We start from the raw sequence: 20,261 nt of genomic DNA on the forward strand, positions 1-20,261 counted from the left end.
TTCGATACGTCCCTAACGATCACGCTCATATCTTGTCCCCCTTTTCTATAAGGTCGGCCCTTCGAAACCACAGTCCACCCAACGATAGGCATAACGACATAATCACAATTGAAAACAAGCCACTCGAGCCCGCCGCGATTCCCTCTTTGACAATTCCGCCCCAGCGCAACAGCATCAAGGCGTTACCCAATAGCGCCCAATGTCGCGCATATGCCGAGCAGATCAGGTAGCTCGTTAAAACCACAAACGAGACCGACGGCCCAAGTACAAAGCCAATCACTGCCTGCGCAAACGCAAGCGCCTCGAAAGCAAAAAAGAGTCCTACGAAAAACGGCAGCGCATCCGCCTCGGCAGCTTTGAGAAACCACGGCGCCAAATTAGCCAGCTGAAGCGACTCACCATGGACGACCGCGCTGAACGAGGAGCTCACCACCAAGCTCCAAATCACAACAGAGCAAACCACCACGAGCAGCGAAAATGCCGTTACCGCCGCCACCAAGATAAAACGCGAGACCCACCAAAGGATTCTTGCCCGGCATCGAACAAGCGCTTGCAAACCAAACCCGTGCAACGATTCGGTCGGATAATCGAGTGTTGTATAGAGAATAAGCAGAATGAGAAAAAGCCATCCTAGCGGAGGCACAAACATGACCCCGGGCCTAGGCTCAAACGGAGCAGATCCGGCAAACACGAGCGCAAGATTATCCGCAAACCCCAAGGTATCCGTCCGAACCCCATACACAGAAGACAATCCGTAGGCGTACACCAAGTTCGCAACGGTCACTGCCGCGATCGCAATATAAGTAATGATGTTCTTCTTCAAAACGGTCCTCAGGTCCGCGGCGACCAGCCTAAACAGCATCAGACCACCTCGCGCCTTTTTAAGAATCTCGCGGAAACCAAAGAAAAGACGAACAGCAAGATGATTTCCGCAACCCCCGCTCGGATGTCGGGCCAGTTATTTAGCGATTCCGACCTGATGCTGTTAAGAATGTTGCAGTTAAAGCCGACGCATGAAAGGACGCTAAAAATCCAATCGTTAACAAAGTGCCATGCAACCATAATCAGATATGGAACGACCATCGCCTTGATTCTGCTGCGAAACACAACCGACAGACCGGTCACGGCCATGGATAGAACCCCCAGCGTCACCGCATCGAACAGCGTATAAACCAGCACGTATAACAGAGGCCGGGAATAAAACAGACCAGAAAAATAGCTATGCAGATAGAGTCCGACGTAAGTCGATTCATCGACCCGGGGGAGATACGCGGGAAACAGCATGGAGACAATCAGAAAGTTCACGAGTAGCGGAATAGCCGTGACCGCAAACGCAGAGAGGAAAGCAGACAGCATCTTCACGTTCACGTACGCATTTCTAGAAACACGCGTGCAGATCTGTGCCTCGTAACCGCTCAAACGCTCGGACAGGCATGACCACGACCCGGCCAACATGGCAAGCAACGGCAGCGCATAGAAAAACACCGACGCTAGCAACGGCGCGTTCGCACCCACAACAATCCAGTTACCAAAGCTACTTTCACGCGTTTGGCCGAGGTATGTCTGAGACTGCAGACCAATGCCGTAGCCAAAAGATAGCAGCTGTTTGCGTTCAGTCTCGAGCGTCCACCATGCCTCGATGGCAGCTGCCATCGAAATTGCAGTTGCAACCATAAGGGTCAACGTAAATATAGGATTGCCAAATATCTTGGACAGCTCGTGCCGTATTAGATTTCTATTCAAATGTCATCATCCTCCCATCGATGGGATGGAGCCGAGCGACAGTGCCCAGCCCCATCCCGATCACGCCAAGAATGCAGACTGAAGATGAATCGTCTTTCTGGCGATAGCCAGTTGCGCTCGTGCCAGAACATTGAAAAGCGAAATCTCTATCTACGTTGTTCTTGCATGTGGCAATTCCGGCATCCGCGCTCTGCGAAATGCTAGAAACCTGGGAAGTGTCAAACTCCTCTTGAGCAAATGATGCAGCGGGCGCACCCATCGATAAGCCCGCAGCAATCGCCAACCCGACTCCGATTCGAGCAATAGCGCTCCTTGGCTTAATCATGGCCTTCTCCAATCAAAAGCGGTTAACAATGCGTCGACGCACGGCAACCTTTGCATGAATAGAGAAAGATGTCTGTAAACACCCGCTATTGAGTTGATCGCTCAGGTGTTTACACGTTATCTACCTGCGATAACAATGAAATAAGCTCCGCTTTATTCTTGATCCTCAACTGGCGGTAAGATGCAGACCGCAGTGCTTGCACCGTAGATACGGCGTAACCGACATCCTCCGCAATAGTCTTTGTCGTTGCGCCCTCTGCCGTCATCAGCAAGATTTGCGACTGAACATCGGAAAGGGAGCGCGACGTAAGCAGAGCCAGTTGGCGCACGCGAGCCGTTTCGGTGGACCCGTTCGCGCGGTACTCCAAGACAGCCTTCTCGTCCTCAACCGAGCGGGCGAGCGCGATGTGCGTGACGAACATGGGCACAGACCAGCAGACGATCACCGTTGCCACGACGACATTGACAGCCGAACTTTGCCCCAGTAACGACGCAAGGAACAACGGCTCGAAAACCATCAGATCCTGCGACATGTTGAGCAAGACAACCCAGACGGGAGCCGTCGCCCCAAAGCAGAGCATCCATACCCCAAGTGTTTTGCGCTGCGGACAGCTTCGCAGCACTATATATGTGAGCAGCATCCCCGTCAGTACCGCAAGTCCATGAATTCGCCCCCTAGTGGCTGCATAGATTAAAACAGCCACACCTATCGAAACCAATGGCGCGATAGCCCGAGTATGGGCATGGGCCTTAAACGGGCGCAGCCTAACGGCGAGCGAAGCCATAGACGCTATGCCGCAAAACAGGACCGGCACAGCCATCAACGGATCGCGCATGCACCTCCATGCCGCGATATAGACAAAAGACCACTCCACAGCAGACAGTATCGCCCATACGCACGGGCTTCCGAGTCCAATCGCCTCATCTGCTCTATCCAGATCGTCCCCGCGATTCGTTTTTCCACCCGCGCTACACAGCGACAGAAGCAGCCCGAGACCCAATGTATAGCTTGCAAGAGAAAAAGCGATTGCATGCGTAACACCGGAACCCCAATCGCTATCCGCCATTACCAAGGGACCCGCCGCAAGGAGAATAAAAAATGACGTGAGCAGGTATCGAAACAGCCGGCGCGCCCGAGCTGATGCCACCATATCGTCAGCATGCCGCTGCGGCAGCTCATGCCCTACAGTATCGCCCTCACCCACAAACAACGCCACGAGCTCGCGCGAGCCCGCAACCGACGCCTTCCCGTATGCTCGGTGAAGCGTTGTTCGCACCGTCGATGGCTTCGTACCCGTCTCCCTGGCAATCTCCGCCGGCGTTTTCCCTTTGAGCAGCAGCCGAACAAACTGCTCTTCTCGAGGCGACAGGGCAGGGGAAAACACCCCCGCATCGAATGGGTCGGACGTGCGAGGGGTATCCGAATTGTTGTCCCGTTTCCCCCTTAGCAACGTGCACACGAAGACAGCAACAGTAATAGCCGATCCCATCGCCAGCAATGCAATGATCGTGGCATCGTTTGCGAAGTATGCCACCTCAACAGCCGGAACAAGGCCAATAGGAACTGCTACGAGCACAGAACGGGCAAACACGTCGCTCTGTCCCCGACCAAAGGTACGGGGACAGCAAAGCAGCGGGGCCACAGCCAACATGAGATAGACCAGAGGAATTAAAAGCACTAGGCCAATTGATGCGGCCGTTACAGGGGACATCCCCCATGGCTCGGGAACGACTCTCCATGAAACTCGACAGCAAAACAGCAGGCAAGACAGGACGGCTATTGTTTCTGTAAAAAACGCGTTCTGCGGGTGACGGGCCTCTCTTTCGTCAGTCCGCGTCGCCCTCCGCGTCAAAGGAAAACCCGCCGTATCCCAAATTACATATGAGAGGAGCAGCGACCCAGCAAAGCACGAGACGCACGAAACGCCATGCAACAGCCAGATCGGCGCAAACACGAATGGGATAGAATCTCCGCGAGCATAGAAAACTAGGTCGGACCATTCGGGAACCGTTGCAATAACACCGAGGAAAACACCGATAGCACCGAGATGCCTCGGCCGTCTCATTTCTCTCCCTTTGCATAGCGCAGCACCATGAACAAACGCCGCAAGGCATGCGCCAAGGATAACGAGCCAGGTCATCGCACCTGATGCCAGGCCGATTGAAGATGAAAACCGGTGATAAGGAGTGACCGCCATTACGACAAGCGCAATGGCGCAGGCGGATGTATCAGAACGGCGGGAAAAGAGCATATGGCCTCCATAGCGTGTCATTATATCGCTCGGACTGCTCGTTTATCTCCGCGCCCACACCAGCCAGCATCAACGATTCAGGCGAACTCCAATCCGAGCCAGATCACGGTCCAGCTTTTGTCCGCAGTCCCCGCATCAAAGTGGGATGCGCTTTCCTTTTGAGCGCTGATCTGGAAATTGCATCCCATTCTGGGCCAATATTCTGGGACACAGTTTCCGCAGCCTTCCCCATCCGGAAAACGCATCCCACAATTTGACCGAAAACTGGGGCGCGCTTTCCGTATGCGTTGAGACGAGGGCCAAGTCAGATAGGCCACCTCGCCCCGCTACCTTCACCATGCACCCGAGCGTGTTACACTAGCAGCATCTATGCCACCGCGAACGGCTCGGCTCCGCGCCCGCCACTCGCAAACGAACTTTAAACGCACGAGGGTTGGCCATGCCGCTTTTCTCGCAACATACCGCCCGGTTCTCGCCGGACGTTCCTTTGGAGGGCACCAGCTCTCGCGAGCTGCTCAAGCGGTACCAGCCGCTCGAGACACTTGCGACCGGCGGTTTTGGCTCCATCGAGATCTGCCGCGACACGCACCTGCGCCGCCGCGTCGCCATTAAGCGCATCCCCCTTATCAACGGCGCCGGCATGCCCGCCAGCGACATCATGGATGTCCTGCGCGAGGCGCACACTGCCGCCATGCTTCAACATCCCAATATCGTGCAGGTCATCGACTTTACGCACGACACCGCCTATGCCTACTTGGTCATGGAGTATGTCGACGGTATGTCGTTGGCCGAGTTTTTGCATCGCGTGGACGGCCACTCGCTCACCTTTGACGAGGCCGCGGCCATTGCCGATGCCCTGGGCCAGGCGCTCACCTTCGCCCATAGTAATGGCGTACTCCACCTGGACATTAAGCCCGCCAACGTGCTCATCGACCACTCGGGCAATGTAAAGCTCACCGACTTTGGCATGGCGCGGCTGTCGTCCGCCGGTGGCTTTGGCGGCTCGCGCGGCGGCACCATCGGCTACATGCCGCCCGAGCAGCTCGATATCGAGACCGGCACGGTCGACGAGCGCGCCGATGTCTTTGCCCTTGCCTGCGTTATCTATGAGGGCTTGTGCGGCAGCGCTCCCTTTATGGCGGCCACGCCCGCCGACTCGCTCGACCGTATCATCGGCGGCGCCACCTATCCCAGCGAGCTGATACCACACTTTCCCCCGGGAGCCGAGAGCGCGCTCATGAGCGCGCTCTCCCCCATGCCGCAGGACCGCCCCAACAGCATCGAGGCATTTTGCGACCAGCTCCTTGCCGGTCTGGGCAGCGTACGCGAGGGTCGTCGCAGCTTGGAGCAAATGGTTGGCGAGCTTTCGGATGACGAGCAGGAGCTCGACGATATCGAGCCGTCGTACTACGAGGACGACGCCATCGAGGTCGACCCCGCACTCGGCTGGGCGGGCACGCGCTGGATCCATGCGCGCGACTACACCATGCGCGCCATCTCGGCGCTAACGTGCGGCGCCTTTAGCTTTTTGCTGATGCAAACGGCCGGGGTCGCGGCGCTTCCCGGCCTGGTCATTGCGGCCATCGCGATCGGAGCGGCGGCTGGCCTGGCCCCCCAAATTGGCTCGGCCATCTCGGCTGTGGGCTTTTTGGTGCTCATGGCCAACGCCACCATGCAGGCGCAGGGCATCCTGTCGATGTTGCCCGTCGCGGTGATCTTTGCCGCTGCCATGTCCGGTTGGTGGATCGCCTGGGGTCGCACCGAGGCTGCCGCGAGCGCCGCACTCACCTGCGCGCTTGCGCTTGGCTGTCTGACCGGCAATACCTTCCTGGCAGCTGGGGTCGCCGCCGGCGTCGCGTCATTTTGGCTCGGCCCGGCAAGCGCCGCCGCGGCAACGGGCATGGGCGCGCTTTTTGCCCGTCTGGCCACGGTCGCGCTTTCAGCCGGAGGCGTGCTGGGGCTCGGCAACGTTGCCGCAGCGCTGGAAGACCCGCTCCTTTGGGCTGCCTTTGCGCTGGTCGCGACAACTGCCGCGGCGTCATCTGCGCTGCTCAATGCCCATGCCAAGCGTGCCGATCAGGGCTCAAACCTTGCCGCCATCGCCGCCATCGCTGTCACCGGCATCGGCTGCGCAGCGGCATCCTGTCTTGCACACCATATGGAAATTGCCAGCCTTGCAGCCGCGGTCGCCGCCAAGGCGGCAGTTGCGGGAACCCTATCCTCTATAATCGTTGGGATATGCCTATATTTGCTCGGATACCAAAGAACCTATACGGAGAGTGATCTTTCGTGAACTTCCTGAACATCTTCGAGGACCACGTGGCCGGCATCTTCGGTGCCACCCGTGCCCCGTTCTCCTTTAAGAAGCTTGCCAAGCAGGCCGCTCGCGACATGGAGGATCAGACTCTGGTGATCAATGGCGTCAACACGGCGCCGGCACTCTATACCATCCTGATCGCCGCCGACGACGATCCCATGCTCGCCCCGTTCTACCCCGAGCTTTCGCGCGAGGTCCGCGAGTTTGTGAAGGCGCAGGCCGAAAAGCGCCGCTATGTCTTTGTCGGCGAGCCCCTCGTGCGCTTTATGATCGATCCGCAGCTGCGCGCCGGCAAGTTCTCGGTCTTTGCCGAGAACGTCGATGCCCCCACGCTCGGCCGCCTGTACGAAGAAGAGCGCGCCTATCAAAACGGTCTGGGCCAAAACAACTCCGCGGCAAGCCGTGCCGCCAGCGCCCCGCGCGCCGGCCAGCAGCAGTTTGCTGCCCCGCAGCCGCAGCGCCCCGCCGCCATGCCCCAGCAGCAGCCGACGCCTCGCGCCGCCGCTCCTGACCCGCTTGCCGTGGCAGATCCCTTCGCGCCTAGCGTCCCCGACCCCGCCGCTCCTATCCCGGTGCCGCAGACCGTCTCGCGCGACGCGCTTGCCGGCATGGGCGGAGCCGCCGCGACCGGTGCCGCCGTGGGCCTAGGCGCCGCAGCCGGCATCGCCTCCAACATGGCGAGCACTCGCGCCCCACAGCGCCCGCTCGCCCAGCTCGTCGACGTCGTGAGCGGCGAGAGCCATAGCATCACCTCCGCACAGGTGACTATCGGTCGCGAGCGCTCAGTTTCCGATATTGCCCTGCGCGACCCCAACGTGTCGCGCCGCCACGCCCAGCTCACCTTTACGGGCTCGGATTGGTCGATCGAGGACCTCAATTCCACCAACGGCACGCTCGTCAACAACCGCCGCATTACGCGCTGCCCGCTGCGCAACGGCGATCTGCTGACGTTTGGCCTGAGCACCTTTGAATTTAGGGGATAGTCTCTTATGAACATCGATATCGTCCTTTTTGCAGGCCGCATCGTCCTGGTCGCCCTGCTCTATATCTTCCTGTTCGCCGTCATGAAGACCGGCGTGGGACTTGTGCGCGGGCAGCGTCGCGACTCGGCTATCTGGACGATCGATGTGGACAAGGGTCCGCGCGGTATCCGCGGCATCCACGTAGACATGCTCGGCCCCGTCATCGTCGGTCGCTCGCCATCTTCGGACATCTGCATCAACGAACCGTTCGTCTCGGCCTCGCATGCGCGCTTTTCGCTGCAGGGCCCGGCGCTCATCATCGAAGACCTCAACTCGCTTAACGGCACGCTCGTCAACGGCCGCCAGCTTGTGGAGCCCGCAACGCTGCGCGAGGGCGACGAAGTCCAGATTGGCGACGTGGTCATGAAGGTGAACCGTCGATGATCGACGAGGAGAACAAGTCCGCAACCATGACCGAGGCACCGGCTGCCGCCGTAGCTGCACCGGCCCACGCCGCTCCGGCGGACTCCACACCCGTGGAGCCCGAGGACACCGTGTTCTCCCTGCCTCTTTCGCATGTAACGCATGATATTTCGGATCTCGCCGATAACGAGGGCGAAGAGGATGCCGTAGCGGCGCCCATCGGCGCACATGCTGCGGAACAGCCCACAGCGCCCGAAGCAACCCCGGCGCCGGCTCACTTTGCAGAGCCCGTCGCCGCGGCAATCAACGAGAGCGCTGCGGTGTTTGCGGCACCCGAACCCGCCGCGCCGGCGTTTCCCATAGCCCCGGCATCCGAGGTTGCGCCCGCGTCTACGCCGGCGCCCGAGGCGGGGCCATCCCCCGAGGACGGCCCTGCACCCAAGGCCCCGCAGCCTGCGCCCGCAAGCGAGTCCGATGCCGTGGCCGAGCCCGCCGCCCAGTCGCAAAGCACACCCGCGCCGTCGCACTTTGCGACGCCCGAGCCTATAGACGTCAGCCCGCAAGACGACGAGTCGATCGCCTGCGCGTCCGAAGAGCCCGGCTCCCCGGACACCGGCGATTCCGAATCAAACGCCGAGACCGACACCGTCTCTCCCGGTGACACAGCCGAGATCGACGTTGCCGCCGTTGAGGCCAAGCTCAAAGACCCCGGCTCGACCATGAGCTTTGAGCCCCTGACCGAGGAGCGCATCGAGACCGACTCGACCTATGATGCCGGCACCACCACGCAACTCATGTGGGGCGCCCGCTCTGACGTTGGCTGCGTACGCCCGCACAATGAGGATTCCTACCTGGTGCAGTCGCCGCTCTTTTGCGTATGCGACGGCATGGGCGGTCACGCCGCCGGCGAGGTAGCCTCTTCCATCGCCGTCGAGACTATTGCCAAGACGGCCCCGCAGTCCGCCGACGCAGCACGCCTGGCCGCAGCCGTCGAGGCAGCCAACGCCGCCGTAATCGAGGCCGCCTTGAATGGCCTGGGCAAGCCCGGCATGGGCTGCACAGCCACTTGCGCCTATATCGAAAACGACACGCTCGCCATCGCCCACGTGGGTGACTCTCGCGCCTACCTGCTCCACGAGGGCACGCTCATCCGCGTGACCCGCGACCACTCCTACGTGGAGGAGCTCGTGGACGCCGGCGAGATTACGGCAGACGAGGCTCGCGTCCACCCCAACCGCTCGGTCATCACCCGTGCGCTGGGCTCGGACCCCGCCATGTATGCCGATCACTTCACCCTGCATATCGAGGAAGGCGACCGCCTGATCCTGTGCTCCGACGGCCTTTCGAGCATGATTCCCGATAGCGATATCGAGAACATCGCCACGCAGTCCTCAACCGCGCAAATCTGTGTCGACAACCTAGTGGACGCGGCGCTTGCCGCCGGCGGCCACGACAACGTGACCGTAGTAGTCGTTGACCTGGTTGACGATGGCGTTATGCGCGAAGCGCAACGCGTGCGTCGCCGCAACATTACTATCGCCGCCATCCTGGCCCTCGTCTTTGTGCTGGCAGCTGGCATCTGGGCCTACACGGGTGTCACCGGCTCGTACTACCTGGGTACCTACCAGGGCAATGTCGCCGTCTGGCGCGGCCTGCCCGGCAAGCCGCTCGGACTCAAGCTCCACTGGCTCGAGAGCGAAACCAGTATTAAGCTGTCCGACCTGCCCGAAGACACGCAAAACCGCCTCAAGGCGGGCATTCCGCAAACAAGTGTCGACGATGCGCAGGACACGATATCCAAGTACCGCCACCAGATCGACGAGGAACAGACCCGCCAGGTGATCGACGCGCAAACGATTCGCGACAACACCGATCAGGGATCGACCTCCGAATCAGATTCCGAGAAAACCGCCGAACAGTCCGCCGAGGCCGAAGCCTCCGAAAAGAACTAGAAAGGGAGTGCCGCTTATGAGTCGCCGCAACACCGAACTGCTCTTGCTCATCGCCTCGGCGTTCCCCGTCATCCTGCTGTATGCGATGTACGTGCTCACCGCGGGCGCCGCCATCTCCTTTGAGACGCTCGCCGTGCCGATCGGCCTCTTTGCCGCCTTCGCCGCGGCACATATCGCCGTGCGCATCTTGGCGCCCGGCGCCGACCCCGCCATCCTACCCATCGTATTTATACTTTCGGGCATCGGCATCACGTTCGTGACGCGTCTCGCCCCCGCTCTCGCCATCTCACAGCTCATCATCCTGTTTGTCTCGGTGGCGCTCATGGTGGGAACGCTTGCACTGGTCAAAAACCTCGACGTGGTCATGCGCTACAAGTACACCTTTGGCATTATCGGCATCATTCTGCTGATGCTGCCTATCTTTATCGGCACCACGATCTCGGGCTCCAAGCTGTGGATTCGCATCGCAGGCTTTACCATCCAGCCCGGCGAGTTCGCCAAGGTCTTTATCGTGCTGTTCCTGGCCGGGTACCTGGCCGAGAACCGCGAGCTGCTCTCCATCTCCAACCGCAAGATCTTGGGCTTTAAGATCCCTCGCCTGCGACTGCTGCTGCCGTTGTTTGCCGTGTGGGGTGTGTGCCTGCTCGTCGTCGTCTTCGAACGCGACCTGGGTTCTGCCGTGCTGTTCTACACCATCTTCTTGCTGATGCTCTACGTTGCCACGGGGCGCTTTTCGTATGTCGTTATCGGCCTTGCGCTCTTAGCCGTCGGAGCCGTGGGCGCCTACAAGTTCCTGTCTCACGTTCAGGTGCGTTTCCAGGTTTGGGTCGATCCGTTTAAGGACGCCCAGGGCCAGGGCTACCAGATCGTCCAGTCGCTCTTCTCGCTTGCCGATGGCGGTCTGGTCGGTGTTGGCATCGGCAACGGCATGGCCAACAACATCCCTGTCGTCGAGTCCGACTTTATCTTCTCGGCTATCGGCGAGGAGATGGGCCTTTTGGGCGGCGGCGCCGTGCTCATCCTGTTTATGCTCTTTGCCGTGCGTGGCCTCACCACGGCTGCCCGCGCTAAATCCGACCTCGCCGCCTTTAGCGCCACGGGCCTTACGGCCGCCATCAGCTTCCAGGCCTTCTTGATCGTGGGCGGCGTTACCCGCCTGATCCCGCTGACCGGCGTCACCCTGCCCTTTATGAGCCAGGGCGGTTCCTCGCTGCTGGCAAGCTTTATCATCGTCGCGCTCCTGCTGCGCGCCGGTGACGAAGCGACCGGACGCGAGGCCGAGCTTACCGGCACCGGCACCATGACCGCCATCACCGATGATCAGGTCGCATCCGCCGCCGCCCCGACGGGCACGCGCTTTGCCACCTCGTCTTCCTACGGCAGCGGCAGCCATTCCGTCGGCTCGCGCATGCGCCGTCGCCTGCTCGACACGCCTGAATCCGGTGTGCTCGGCCGCGTTGCGCTCGCCAACCGTCTAACCCGTGCGGTGCTCGCCTTTACGGCGCTGTTCGCCATCCTTATCGGCAACCTCACCTATGTCCAGGTCATCAAGGCCAAGGACTATCAGGATATGCCGACCAACAACCACACTATCGCCCGCTCCAAGTACATCCAGCGCGGTTCCATCATCACGTCCGACGGCGTGACGCTGGCCGAGTCGCTGCAGCAGGAGGACGGCACCTACGTACGCTCCTACCCCAACGGCAACCTGGCAGCGCACGTGGTTGGCTACGTGAGCCAGCAGTATGGCACCACCGCCATCGAGAGTGTCATGAACGACACGCTCACCGGCTCTAAGGATTACTCCAGCTGGAACAACGCCATCGCGTCGCTCGCGGGCCAGACCCAGCCGGGCAACACCGCCAAGCTCACCATCGACTCGCGTATCCAGACGGCGGCCGAGCAGGCGCTCAAGGGCTTTAAGGGCGCTGTAGTGGTCATCGACCCGCGTACCGGTGCGGTGCTCGCATGCGCCAGCTCGCCCACCTATGACAACACCAACATCGACGCCCTGCTGCAGGCGGGCGGCGGCGAGGACGGCTCCATGTACAATCGCGCCATGGACGCGCTGTACACGCCGGGCTCCACGTTTAAGGTCGTTACGCTTTCCGCGGCACTCGAGACCGGCACCGCCAGCCTTACCAGCACCTACCAGGCGCCCGGCTCCATGGACATCGGCAACGCGCCGGTCACCAACTATGCCAACGAGAGCTACGGCACCATCAGCCTGCAGCAGGCCTTTGCCGTGTCCTCCAACGTCGTCTTTGGCCAGGTGGCAAACGAAGTTGGCGCAAACACGCTCGTACAGTTTGCCAACGCCTTTGGCTACGGCCAAAAGCTCGGCCAGGACCTGACCTCCGCGGCCTCCATCATGGCCGACCCGTCGCTCATGACCGAGTGGGAGACCGCCTGGGCCGGCGCCGGCCAGCCTGTCGGCATGGACCACACGCCCGGCCCGCAGACCACCGTCATGCAAAACGCCGTGATTGCCGCCGCCATCGCTAACAGCGGCGTGGTCATGGACCCGTACTTTGTAGCCCAGGTACTCGCCCCGGACGGAACCGTGGTCAAGACCACGCAGTCCCGCTCGCTGGGTCAGGCCGTCAGCTCCGCCACGGCCGACCAGGTCAAGCAGGCCATGCTTGCCGTCGTCCAGTCCGGCACCGGCACCGATGCCCAGATCCCCGGCGTCAAGGTCGCCGGCAAGACCGGCTCGGCCGAGACCGGCGGCACCAACGTCAACTCGATGTTCGTTGGCTTTGCACCTTACGATTCACCCACGGTCGCCATCTCGGTGGCCTTGGAGGATTTCGACAAGCATGACGTCGAGGCCGCCAAGATCGCCGGTATCGTCCTGACCGCGGCGCTTGCCGCACAGGGAGCGTGATGCCCATGATCGAATCGGACACCCGAGGCGCGCCGCGGCCGAAGAGTTAGCGGCAACGCGCCACACGGCCCCAGCGGCCACATCGTAGGTACTACACACATCGTTGAGCGAATAGTTATGTTAGGAGCAGGAATGGAACAGAGGGTCCTCGGGGGAAGATACCTCCTCAAGGATAAGGTGGGAACAGGCGGCATGGCGACCGTCTACCGTGCACAGGACCAGGTCCTCGACCGCACGGTTGCCGTCAAGATCATGCTGCCGCAGTATGCTGGCGACGCAACCTTCGCCGCACGCTTTAAGCAGGAGGCCCAGGCAGCAGCCGGTCTCTCCTCCCCCTATATCGTGGGCGTCTACGATTGGGGCAAGGACGGCGACACCTATTACATCGTCATGGAGTACCTGCGCGGCACCGACCTTAAGAGCGGCATCAAGAGCCACGGCGCCCTCGACCCCAAGAAGGTCGCCCAGATCGGCTCGCAGATCAGCTCCGCGCTTTCGGTCGCCCACAAGCACGAGATCATCCACCGCGACATTAAGCCGCAGAACATCATGGTGCTGCCCGACGGCAACATCAAGGTGATGGACTTTGGCATCGCGCGCGCCAAGAACAGCCACCTCACGCAAGACAACAACGTGCTGGGAACCGCCCACTACGTCAGCCCCGAGCAGACCCGCGGTCAGGACCTCGGCCCCACCTCGGATATCTACTCGCTGGGCGTCGTGATGTACGAGTGCGCCACCGGCCGCGTTCCCTTTGACGGTGACGACGCCATCTCGGTCGCACTCAAGCAAGTCAACGAGCTGCCTATTCCGCCGAGCCAGATCAACTCCGGTGTCGACGCCGACCTTGAGCGCATCATCCTCAAGTGCATGGAGAAGGACCCGGCAAACCGCTTCCAGACCGCCGACGAGCTTCGTCAGGTGCTCAACAGCTACCTGTCGGGCCGTGCCGTCAACGTCTCGGAGCCCACGCGCATCATCGGTGCCCCCGGTGAGCTGGGCGCCACCAAGACTCGCGAGCTTTCCGATCAGACGCGCGCCATGGTGCGTCCCGTCTCGGGCGTGAGCGGCCAGAATACCGCCCGTAGCTCGGTTTCGGGCTCCACCGGCTCCTACGAGGTCGAAAAGCCCAAATCCAACAAGAACAAGATCATCGCCGCCGTGGTGGCAGCCGTTGCCGTCATCGGCATCGTGGTGGCCTTTGCCACAGGACTCTTTGGCGGCGAGCAGGTCACCGTGCCCGATGTGCTGGGCAAGGACCAGCAGACTGCCGTCGAGCTGATCAAGGAAGCCGGCCTCGAGGTCGGCACCATCGACCAAAGCTACAACGACGATGTCGACGAGGGCAAGGTCGCCGAGCAGACGCCCAACGGCAACACCAAGAAGGCCAAGGGCACCAAGGTGAACCTGGTAATCTCCAAGGGTCCCAAGCCCTCCGAGAAGGTTGAGGTTCCCCGGCTTGTCGGCCTGACCAAGGACCAGGCCGAGGCCGCGCTGGCAAGCGTTGGCCTGAAGGGCAACGCCTCCGAGGAGGCCAACGAGGCCGATGAGGGCCAGGTCTTTGAGCAGGGCACCGAAGCCGGTAAGGAAGTCGCGAAGGGCACGACCATCTCGTACAAGGTCTCGAGCGGCCCGGATACCACGTCCGTCCCCGATCTGACCGACATGACCGAGGCCCAGGCGCGCAACGCCCTCGATATGGCAGGCTTTGGCGTCGACGTTAGCTACCAGGAGAACGACTCGGTTACCGAGGGCACCGTGATCAGCTGGAACCCCAGTGGCAAGCAGAAGCCCGGCGCCACGATTACCGTCGTCATTGCCAAGAAGTCCGGCAAGGCCAGTGTTCCGGGCAACCTGTACGGCAAGAGCATCTCCGCCGCCGTCACCGCGCTCAACAACGCCGGTTTCTATAACATCGGCTTCTGTGACCAGAACGGCAATCCCGTAAGCGGTAACGAGGATGCCACCGTTACAGGCGTCTCCCCCACTGGCAAGCAGTCCACCGACAGCACGATTACGCTGACGGTCGCACTTTCTGGCTCGGGTTCGGGCTCTGGCTCGGGCACGGGTGACGATTCCGGTACGACCAACTAGTCGCCACCCCACCGCTCATCACGGCTCTCGCCGCAAACATATTCGCTCACAGGCGCCCGCTTGCTCCCCCAGCAAGCGGGCGCTTCGTTTTTGACATGGCATTGAACCAGAAGAACCCGGCACCGTAGCGGTACCGGGCTCGATATTCCTCTGGTGCCCCCGGGCGAATTCAACCCCCCCCCGCGGGAAATTGGTGACGCGGGTGTCGACGGCTCGAACCCTGCCCTTAGACCAGAAGAGCCCGGCACCGTGGTGGTACCGGGCTCGACAAATCTCTGGTGCCCCCGGGCGGATTCGAACCGTCGACACCCGCTTTAGGAGAGCGGTGCTCTATCCCCTGAGCTACGGAGGCATGTTGTATTAGTGTAGCAGATTTACGCCGCTGTAATGCAGCGTATACCCACTCTTCGAAGTTGCGGTGGAACAGCCCTCCGGAAAGTGCGTCCCACTATCCAGGCAAATTCTGGGTCAGACTTTCCCCATGGGACCTCGCTGGGAAACTGTGTCCCAGAATTTCGACTCGAAACGGGACACGGTTTCCCAAACGGGCCCGTTCCGGAAACTACATCCCGCAATCGGCACTCGAACCGGGATGCACTTTCCCGATCGAGCCTCATGGGAAACCGCGTCCCACTTTAGGGGGGCGCTCTTTAATGGCTAGTTGCCTTTGTGGAAGAGGTTTTTGATAACGGAGGGGATGCTCTTGGCGCCCTTAGCCGTCACATCGATAAAGTCAGGCGAACGCACGAGCTTATCCTCGTCGACGTACTTGCGGACCGCGCGCAACGTCTCTTTGTCGTCGCGCGTCGAAAACGTAAAGTGACCGTTGTCCTTGGTGAAGATGGCAAAACGCGTAATCTTCTTGGTGCCGCGCAAAACCTCGGCGGCAATATAGTCGACCTCGTCCCACGGGATTTGGATATAATCCTCGGGATTACGCTCGTTATAGTACTCAAACGCCTTATTGCCCACCATCACGTTACCGTGACTGGTAAGCCCCATCAGGCAGGTTGCCGGCGTTGCCAGATCGACCGTGCTGTTCTGAGATTGCGCCATACGCGCCTCGCCCTCCAATAAAAACAATCGGACCGCATCCAGTGTACCCACCGGGTGCGGTCCGTTTCAATGGCTCAAAAGCCCTTGCCTAGCAACTCTCGGTCTTAAGCCGAAGCGTGCTTACATGAAGCCGCAGACGCGACCGATGATGCCGACGGCGAAGAGAGCCAGGATGATGACGATCGGGCTGACCTTCTTCTTGAGGAGCTTGCAGACCAGAAGGGTCAGGCACACGGCGGCAAGGCCGGGGATGAGCTGATCGAGGTTGGCCTGAAGCGTGGTGACCTTCACCGGGTCGAGTGCGTTGGCACCGACAGAGCTGTACATCGTCAATGCCTGCTTGATGCCCTCAGAACCGGCGGGCAGGTTGGCCCAGTCGATATAGGCGCCAGCGGACTGCGTGACCTTGGAGACGACCGGGGTGAAGGAGATGGACACCCAGCGCTCGACCAGGGCGCCGATGATGAACATACCCAGGATGGAAGCACCCTCGGTGACCTTGCCCATCAGACCGCCGGAGAGGTCCTTGGCGATGGAGGAGCCGACCTTGTAGCCAAACTCCTGCGTGTACCACAGGAAGGCGTAACGGATGATGTTCCACGCGAAGAAGAACAGCAGCGGACCGGCGATGCTGCCGGACAGGGCCAGGGAAGCGCCCAGTGCACCCAGAATCGGGCGAAGGGTGAACCAGAAGGCGGGGTCGCCGACGCCGGCGAGCGGGCCCATCATACCGACCTTGACGCCCTGAATGGCGACGTCGTCAATCGGAGCACCGTTGGCGCGCTCCTCCTCGAGGGCGAGGGTAACGCCAATGACGGGGGCGGAAACATAGGGGTGGGTGTTATAGAACTCCAGGTGGCGCTTAAGAGCGGCAATCTGGTCATCCTTGCTGGTGTAGAGCTTCTTGATCGCAGGGATCATTGCGAAGCACCAGCCGCCGTTCTGCATACGCTCGTAGTTCCACGAGCCCTGAAGGAACTGATGACGGAAGCAAACCTTCTTACGGTCAGCCTTGGTGAGCTGAATCTTGTTCTCTGCCATATGTATCACTCCCCTCCTACTCGTAATCGTTCAGAATGTCGCCGAGCGGGTCACCGGAGCCACCGCCCATGCCGCCACCCTGCTTGGCCAGATCCTTAAGGCCAAGGTAGATGAGGGCAAGGGAGATGCCGATGAGGCCAAGGGCGATCAGCGTGAGCTGAGGGATGGCAGCAAGGACAAAGCCGAGGATGAAGAACGGCCAGGTCTCCTTGGTGGCCATCATGTTGATGACCATGGCGTAACCGACGGAAGCGACCATGCCGCCGCCGACAGCCATGCCGCCGGACAGCCAATCGGGCATAGCGTTAAGCGCGTTGGTAACGGCCTCGGCCGGGATGATGCACAGAAGTACTGCCGGGATGGCGATACGAACACCCTGCATGAGGATGCCGGCGTACTGCCAACGCTCGATGCCGGCGAAGTCGCCCTTCTCGGCGCAGGCGTCCATGCCGTGAACCATAGCGGTAGCCAGGGTACGGCAGATCATGGTCAGGAACAGGCCAGCGACCGACAGCGGGACGGCGACGGCGATGGCGGCGGTAACGGCCTTGGCCGAATCGGTGGCGCCACCGTTGAGGGCGAGCACCATGATGATCGAAGAAGCGACCGAGGCCAGAGCGGCGTCAGGCGCGACGGCGGCGCCGACGTTAGCCCAGCCAAGGGCCATCATCTGGAGCGAACCGCCCAGGAGGATGCCCTCCTGAAGGTGACCGGTTACGAGACCGATAAGCGTGCATGCCACGAGCGGCTGATGGAACTGGAACTCATCCAGAATGCCTTCCATACCGGCAAGCAACGCGACAATCGCAACAAGCAGAATAGTGATTGCAGACATGTATCGGACCCTCCTTTACTATGCTTGAGCGGCCAGTTCGGCCTTAGCTTTCTTCAACATGGCGTCGAGATCCTCGGAGGAATCCGAAGGAACCTTGCGGACCTCGAACTTGACGCCCTTGGCCTTGAGAGCCTCGATGGTCTTGACATCGTCATCGCCCATAGCGACAGCGTTAGTGACGACGACCTTGCCCTTGGAGTGGGCCATGGAACCGATGTTGGCTTCCTTGATGTCGACGCCGGCCTCGATGGCCCTGAGCAGATCCTGCGGGTTCTCGAACAGCAGCATCGCCTTGGTGTCGCCAAAGCGCGTGTCCTTGACGACCTCGGCCATCTTCTTGATAGGCACGACGTTGGCGTGGACTCCCGGAGGGGCAGCCTGCTCGATCATGGTCTTGCGGAGCTCGTCGTGAGCAACGCCGTCGGAGACCACGATGATGCGGTTGGGGTTGATCTGCTTGGTCCACGTGGTGGCCACCTGACCATGCAGCAGGCGCGTGTCGATACGGACGTGGGCGATCTTGATGTGCCCGTCGCCGATCACCGTTCCCGGAGGAATGGCACCCGCAGGAGCAGCGGCGGCCGCAGCCGGCTTCTTCTCCTCGGGCTCCAGAGACTCGGGCTTGACGCGCACGCCGGCCTTAGCCTCAGTCACGAGATGTTTTGCGATCGCATGTGCAGTGTTCTTTGCGTCAAAGCGCTGCGAATATGCCTCGATGAGCATAGGCAGGTTGACACCGGTGACGATAGCCCAGGAATCGTGGCCCTCGATGAGCCCGCTGATCTGGTTGAACGGCGTGCCGCCCCACAGATCAACGAGGAAGAGCACCTGCTCCTGGTCCTCGAAGGAAGCGATTGCCTCCTCGACCTTGGCACGGAAGTCGTCGGGGCCCATGCTCGGCTCGAGCGAGACCACGGCAACAGACGGCTGATCGCCAAAGACCATCGAGCCCGTCTGCTTGATTCCAGCCGCCAAGTCACCATGGCTAGCAAGAACAATACTTACCATCACATAACCTCCTTTTTGTCTACGTATTTCCTACACGACAATAAAGGAGTATACCTGTTCGCCTTGTGGATTTATAGCTAATTCGCAAACGGTTGCATTATTTGTTTAAACGTCTAAGTTTGTTACAAATTGATTACGTTGCTGATTTACAGCTCATTGCCTACTAAAACGTGATTTCCCAATTACTTTCACAGATATATACAGACACTCTGTTCATTAACGCCGCTTTTAGGTTAATCCCAATGCGCCTGCGTGCCGCTATTTTGTTTAAACAGACATAACTTGACTAATTGTATAACTTATGCTCTAGCGCAAGTAGTCGTTGGGTGTTCCTATAGTTTTGTCAACCGTCGGGGCTACTCCCGGTAGGGCACCCGGTCGCGCATCACGGCGCATATCGCCCTGAGCCGCTTCCTCGCGACGGCCTTGAGCGCCCGCCCGTGCCCCATGCCCCGCGCCCTGCAGGCCCGGTAGTACTCGCCGTAGCGCCCCGAGGACCTCACCAGGCTGTTGCACGAGAAGATCAGCAGGGACTTGAGCCTCGCGTCGCCGCGCCTGGACGCCCTGACCGACCTCACCGACGTTCCGGAGCTCCTCACCCTCGGGGCTATGCCGCAGTACGATGTTAGCGCTAATCTAAAACCAACCACTTTCGCAAACGTATCTCGCCGAATGCGCCAACGCGCTTTCGCCGACCCCGCTAACGTACTTTCACCAACTGCGCAAACGGAACTATGCTCCGATCGGGTATCCGACCCGGGAGGAGCGGGATATGGAGCGAAACGTAATGGGAGAGCTCAACGTCTACAGGGGGTCCGGCGCCAAGCCGAACTTCAGCGAGATCGCGAGGAGGCACGGCATGGACCGGCACACGGTCGCCAAGTACTGGAGGGAGGGCGAGGCCGCCGTCGACGGGAGGTCCGTGTTAGCGTCAATATATTTTTCACCATTTTCACCAACGTATTTTCGCCAATCGCGCCAACGCGGATGCGCCGGATTCGCCAACGCGGATGCGCCGCTTTCGGCGTCTAGGCTCCCTCCTCCTTCCCGTCCTCGCCGCCGATGGATACGTCCTTCAGGCGGTACGACCGTCCCGTTATCTTGATCATCGCGCAATGGTGGCAAAGCCTGTCGGCCACCGCCGAGGCCGTGACGTTGCTGCCGAACACGTCGCCCCACCTGCCCACCGGCACGTTGGTCGTGACGACGGTCGACCGCTTTAGCGCGTAGCGCCTGTTGACCAGCTGGAACAGCAGGTCGGCGCCCTCCTTGCCGATGTCGAGGTAGCCGAGCTCGTCTATTATCAGCAGGCTGCAGTGCTCGTAGAACCGCATCCTGCGCGCCAGCGCCTCCTTCGCCGAGGCGTG

General features: G+C 60.6%; 16 protein-coding genes and 1 tRNA gene. 6 read left to right on the top strand and 11 right to left on the bottom strand.

The features are described from left to right. Positions 1–25 precede the first annotated feature (25 nt). From PMW67_RS05645 to PMW67_RS05660, 4 genes are all read right to left on the bottom strand, one after another. Entirely contained in the window at positions 26–823 is a 798-nt protein-coding gene (locus tag PMW67_RS05645) for a hypothetical protein (RefSeq protein WP_271739025.1), read from the bottom strand. A 38-nt stretch (positions 824–861) separates the two neighbouring features. Next, entirely contained in the window at positions 862–1,653 is a 792-nt protein-coding gene (locus tag PMW67_RS05650) for a hypothetical protein (RefSeq protein ID WP_271739026.1), read from the bottom strand. An 82-nt stretch (positions 1,654–1,735) separates the two neighbouring features. Further along, entirely contained in the window at positions 1,736–2,068 is a 333-nt protein-coding gene (locus PMW67_RS05655) for a hypothetical protein (RefSeq protein ID WP_271739027.1), read from the bottom strand. Between the two features lie 109 nt (positions 2,069–2,177). After that, positions 2,178–4,319 (bottom strand): helix-turn-helix transcriptional regulator, encoded by a 2,142-nt coding sequence (locus tag PMW67_RS05660; protein WP_271739028.1) that lies wholly within the window; start codon positions 4,317–4,319, stop codon positions 2,178–2,180. 439 nt (positions 4,320–4,758) lie between these two features. On the opposite strand from PMW67_RS05660, the gene PMW67_RS05665 reads away from it, so the two are divergent. The 6 genes from PMW67_RS05665 to pknB all read left to right on the top strand — a co-directional run bounded on the left by PMW67_RS05665 (position 4,759) and on the right by pknB (position 14,954). After that, entirely contained in the window at positions 4,759–6,612 is a 1,854-nt protein-coding gene (locus PMW67_RS05665) for a serine/threonine-protein kinase (RefSeq protein WP_271739029.1), read from the top strand. Further along, the gene (locus PMW67_RS05670) at positions 6,609–7,619 is read left to right on the top strand and encodes an FhaA domain-containing protein (RefSeq protein ID WP_117564937.1); all 1,011 of its coding nucleotides are present in this window, start codon (positions 6,609–6,611) and stop codon (positions 7,617–7,619) included. Before PMW67_RS05665 ends, PMW67_RS05670 begins: the two co-directional genes overlap by 4 nt. 6 nt (positions 7,620–7,625) lie before the next feature. Beyond that, positions 7,626–8,042: an FHA domain-containing protein gene (locus PMW67_RS05675; protein ID WP_006235180.1), complete on the top strand. Its 417-nt coding sequence runs from the start codon at positions 7,626–7,628 to the stop codon at positions 8,040–8,042. Continuing rightward, positions 8,039–9,973, top strand: coding sequence for a Stp1/IreP family PP2C-type Ser/Thr phosphatase (locus PMW67_RS05680; RefSeq protein ID WP_271739030.1), 1,935 nt, complete (start codon positions 8,039–8,041; stop codon positions 9,971–9,973). The genes PMW67_RS05675 and PMW67_RS05680 overlap by 4 nt, the downstream gene beginning before the upstream one ends. A gap of 16 nt (positions 9,974–9,989) precedes the next feature. Beyond that, the gene (locus PMW67_RS05685; protein WP_271739031.1) at positions 9,990–12,860 is read left to right on the top strand and encodes an FtsW/RodA/SpoVE family cell cycle protein; all 2,871 of its coding nucleotides are present in this window, start codon (positions 9,990–9,992) and stop codon (positions 12,858–12,860) included. A gap of 132 nt (positions 12,861–12,992) precedes the next feature. Then, positions 12,993–14,954: a Stk1 family PASTA domain-containing Ser/Thr kinase gene (pknB, locus tag PMW67_RS05690; RefSeq protein WP_117770279.1), complete on the top strand. Its 1,962-nt coding sequence runs from the start codon at positions 12,993–12,995 to the stop codon at positions 14,952–14,954. Between the two features lie 276 nt (positions 14,955–15,230). Here the strand turns inward: pknB and PMW67_RS05695 are convergent. The 7 genes from PMW67_RS05695 to PMW67_RS05725 all read right to left on the bottom strand — a co-directional run. Further along, a tRNA-Arg gene (locus PMW67_RS05695) sits at positions 15,231–15,306 on the bottom strand. 305 nt (positions 15,307–15,611) lie between these two features. Then, complete coding sequence (locus PMW67_RS05700) at positions 15,612–16,010, bottom strand: DUF956 family protein (protein ID WP_006235193.1); 399 nt, start codon at positions 16,008–16,010, stop codon at positions 15,612–15,614. A 120-nt stretch (positions 16,011–16,130) separates the two neighbouring features. Next, a complete protein-coding gene (locus PMW67_RS05705) occupies positions 16,131–17,051 on the bottom strand; it encodes a PTS system mannose/fructose/sorbose family transporter subunit IID (protein WP_117564942.1) in 921 nt (306 codons plus the stop codon). Between the two features lie 16 nt (positions 17,052–17,067). Then, positions 17,068–17,886 (bottom strand): PTS mannose/fructose/sorbose transporter subunit IIC, encoded by an 819-nt coding sequence (locus tag PMW67_RS05710; RefSeq protein WP_089573274.1) that lies wholly within the window; start codon positions 17,884–17,886, stop codon positions 17,068–17,070. A gap of 18 nt (positions 17,887–17,904) precedes the next feature. Continuing rightward, positions 17,905–18,894: a PTS sugar transporter subunit IIB gene (locus PMW67_RS05715; RefSeq protein ID WP_089573275.1), complete on the bottom strand. Its 990-nt coding sequence runs from the start codon at positions 18,892–18,894 to the stop codon at positions 17,905–17,907. A gap of 356 nt (positions 18,895–19,250) precedes the next feature. Further along, positions 19,251–19,544 carry a transposase gene (locus PMW67_RS05720; protein ID WP_271739034.1) on the bottom strand — a complete coding sequence of 98 codons (294 nt, stop codon included), beginning with the start codon at positions 19,542–19,544 and terminating at the stop codon, positions 19,251–19,253. 378 nt (positions 19,545–19,922) lie between these two features. After that, a partial coding sequence (locus PMW67_RS05725) for an ATP-binding protein (protein WP_271739036.1) occupies positions 19,923–20,261 on the bottom strand: 339 nt, incomplete at its 5' end.

Origin of the sequence: Collinsella aerofaciens (assembly GCF_028209395.1) — a bacterium.
Lineage (GTDB): Bacteria > Actinomycetota > Coriobacteriia > Coriobacteriales > Coriobacteriaceae > Collinsella > Collinsella aerofaciens_AZ.

Bases quoted from the DNA above. Each gene is read 5' to 3' on its own strand.
- PMW67_RS05675 (WP_006235180.1), top strand. From the start codon at position 7,626: ATGAACATCGATATCGTCCTTTTTGCAGGCCGCATCGTCCTGGTCGCC.
- PMW67_RS05700 (WP_006235193.1), bottom strand. From the start codon at position 16,010: ATGGCGCAATCTCAGAACAGCACGGTCGATCTGGCAACGCCGGCAACC.
- PMW67_RS05660 (WP_271739028.1), bottom strand. From the start codon at position 4,319: ATGCTCTTTTCCCGCCGTTCTGATACATCCGCCTGCGCCATTGCGCTT.
- PMW67_RS05685 (WP_271739031.1), top strand. From the start codon at position 9,990: ATGAGTCGCCGCAACACCGAACTGCTCTTGCTCATCGCCTCGGCGTTC.
- PMW67_RS05650 (WP_271739026.1), bottom strand. From the start codon at position 1,653: ATGGCAGCTGCCATCGAGGCATGGTGGACGCTCGAGACTGAACGCAAA.
- PMW67_RS05655 (WP_271739027.1), bottom strand. From the start codon at position 2,068: ATGATTAAGCCAAGGAGCGCTATTGCTCGAATCGGAGTCGGGTTGGCG.
- pknB (WP_117770279.1), top strand. From the start codon at position 12,993: ATGGAACAGAGGGTCCTCGGGGGAAGATACCTCCTCAAGGATAAGGTG.
- PMW67_RS05710 (WP_089573274.1), bottom strand. From the start codon at position 17,886: ATGTCTGCAATCACTATTCTGCTTGTTGCGATTGTCGCGTTGCTTGCC.
- PMW67_RS05665 (WP_271739029.1), top strand. From the start codon at position 4,759: ATGCCGCTTTTCTCGCAACATACCGCCCGGTTCTCGCCGGACGTTCCT.
- PMW67_RS05680 (WP_271739030.1), top strand. From the start codon at position 8,039: ATGATCGACGAGGAGAACAAGTCCGCAACCATGACCGAGGCACCGGCT.
- PMW67_RS05705 (WP_117564942.1), bottom strand. From the start codon at position 17,051: ATGGCAGAGAACAAGATTCAGCTCACCAAGGCTGACCGTAAGAAGGTT.
- PMW67_RS05715 (WP_089573275.1), bottom strand. From the start codon at position 18,894: ATGGTAAGTATTGTTCTTGCTAGCCATGGTGACTTGGCGGCTGGAATC.